General features: G+C 40.9%; 3 protein-coding genes. All 3 read right to left on the minus strand.

Going from position 1 to position 2,301, the window contains the following annotated elements; translation table 11 throughout:
* Positions 1-33: 33 nt before the first annotated feature.
* Complete coding sequence (locus AC2JBO_RS44560) at positions 34-726, minus strand: SRPBCC family protein (protein ID WP_496960020.1); 693 nt, start codon at positions 724-726, stop codon at positions 34-36.
* Positions 727-821: 95 nt separating this feature from the next.
* Complete coding sequence (locus AC2JBO_RS44565) at positions 822-1,916, minus strand: DJ-1/PfpI/YhbO family deglycase/protease (RefSeq protein ID WP_496960021.1); 1,095 nt, start codon at positions 1,914-1,916, stop codon at positions 822-824.
* Between the two features lie 52 nt (positions 1,917-1,968).
* The coding region (locus AC2JBO_RS44570) for a DUF2267 domain-containing protein (protein WP_496960022.1) at positions 1,969-2,301 on the minus strand (333 nt) is incomplete at its 5' end.

Consider the following 2,301-nt stretch of genomic DNA (forward strand, 5'->3'; position numbering starts at 1 on the left):
CTCTTTACTCAGCACTCAGCACTCTTCACTTTCTTACTTTCCTCGTGGTTGTCCTTCAGTGCTGGCTATTTCCCCTGCTTCCATCAACATCTTGAAGCGACGCAGGTCATCTCCTATTTGCTGTTCTGGCTCTTCGCCAAACAGTTTGGCGAAAACCGCTGTTAAGGCGCCTCCTGGGGGGGTATATTCCAGAACTACTTTAACTTCAGTGCCTCTATCACCAGGTGCTTTTTTAAACCTTACAAACCCAGAGTTTTCCACATCGGCATCTTCTGCTGAAGCCCAAGAAATAAAATCATTTTCACGGTCTTCAAGAATGGAAGCATCCCACTCAATACTTGTACCTAATGGCGCCGTTGCAACCCAGTGTGAACGTTTGTTATCAAGTACTTTAACTTCTTTGAGGTGCTTCATAAAGTTGGGCAAGTTCTCAAAGTTATGCCAAAAACTATATAACTCTTCCACAGGTTTGTTGATAGTTACCGTTTTTTCAACTTTAATAACTTGTCCTATCCCTATAGCTTCTTGTGCTTGCTGAATAGTGCTTTTCTTCTTTACACCTTGATAAAGTAAACCACTTCCAGCTACAGCAGTTAACACTCCTCGTAGTGAACGCTGCTTTAAGCCCATTAATACCATTGCACCACCGCCAATTAACGAAGCCCAACGCTCGGTATCTCCTGCTTCGTTTTGATTACTACTTATATTTTCTGATGTTGATGCCACTTTATCTACTCCATACAAACTTAAATATATTTTTTCTCTCTGTGTCTCTGTGGTAAATTCTTTTTATTACCACAGAGACACAGAAAAACAAAGAATTACATAGTTACAACGGCGCCTGTAGTTGGGTTAGCTGGTTTAACCGCATTACCAAGTTTGACGCGGTAAAGTTCGACTAAACGCTGTTCAAACGTGATTAAGTCTTTAACTATTTCTGCGAAGATGGCTGTTGATACTGGGTCGGTTGTAGAAGGTATTAAATTACTTAAGTCGCCGATACCTGTTTGTAAGTCACCTAATGCAGAACGTAACTGGAATATATCATCACTACCTGTGAGCGCAGTTTTAACTTTTGCATATTGGTTAGCTATATTAGCAACCAATGAAGGTTTTTCACCTAGTTGATCTAAACGTGCCTCTAAATACTGAATATGGCGCCCTTTATTTTGAATTATCTCTCCAAAGAGTGATTTAATTTCTGCGTCAGATTCTTTTTGTGTATATTGTTCGAGCGCTTCGAGCGAATATTTTTCACCAGCTAAAGCTGTATTTAATGCTTTTACTATTTCACCCTTAGTGGAACCACCCCAAGCATCAGCTAGTTTCCACCAATCAGCGTCTTTATCACGTTCAGATGGTAACGCCACATCTTTACCACCATATCCTAAGCGACTCAAAACAGCTGTAGTGAATATAGCTAAATCTCCAGGTTGACGCGATGTAATCAAATTACCGTCAACAACTAACACCTCGTCAACATAATTGGCGCCTGCGTTAATTATATCCTTACGGATAGCCATAAATCCGGTGGCTTTCTTACCTTTGAGCAAGTCACCTTCTATCAATAGTTGTGGACCATGACAAACAGCAGCGACGATTTTATTTTGTGCCATTGCTTCCTGCACAAATCTTACTGTATTTCGGTTACAGCGCATTTTATCCGGCGCCATGCCACCTGGTATAACCACCGCATCAAACTCAGCAGCAATAGCTTCGCTTGTAGTACCATCAGGTTTAACAGAAGCTTTACCAAGTTTGCCTTTATAAGTCTCATTCATCCGAGAACCAAGAACTACCACTTCCATCCCCGCTTGCTTAAATGCATTGTACGGTACTTCAAACTCTGCATCTTCTACATTAGCTTCAATGAGGATAGCTACTTTCTTTTTTGAATGGCTATTTAAACTCGTCATGTTGCCTCCGATATTTATAGTTAATCTTGCTTGGTTGACTATATGCTTAAACTCACCCGCGCGCAGTGATTTCTTTTTTTGAATTAGGTAATATTTCGTTGTAGTCGTCTGAGAAGTTTAAACGTACATCCTCAAACTCTCCTGCTGAAACCGCTTGTTCCAACACACTAAACACAGTGCGCGCGTGTTCTGTTGCGACTTCAGTAGAAACACTCTCTTTTTCGCTAACCATTTTAATAAACTCTTTACATCCAAAATGGGCGCCATTTTCACCTTCGCGTCCGTGTAAATATTCACCTAATTCTTTTGGCAACTGCGAAGCTAGGTCTTTTGCTTCATCTCCAACAATACGTTCACGAATTGTTTCTAACGTCGCACGAGTTGC

This window comes from Calothrix sp. CBUCES-K 9914, from assembly GCF_059640475.1.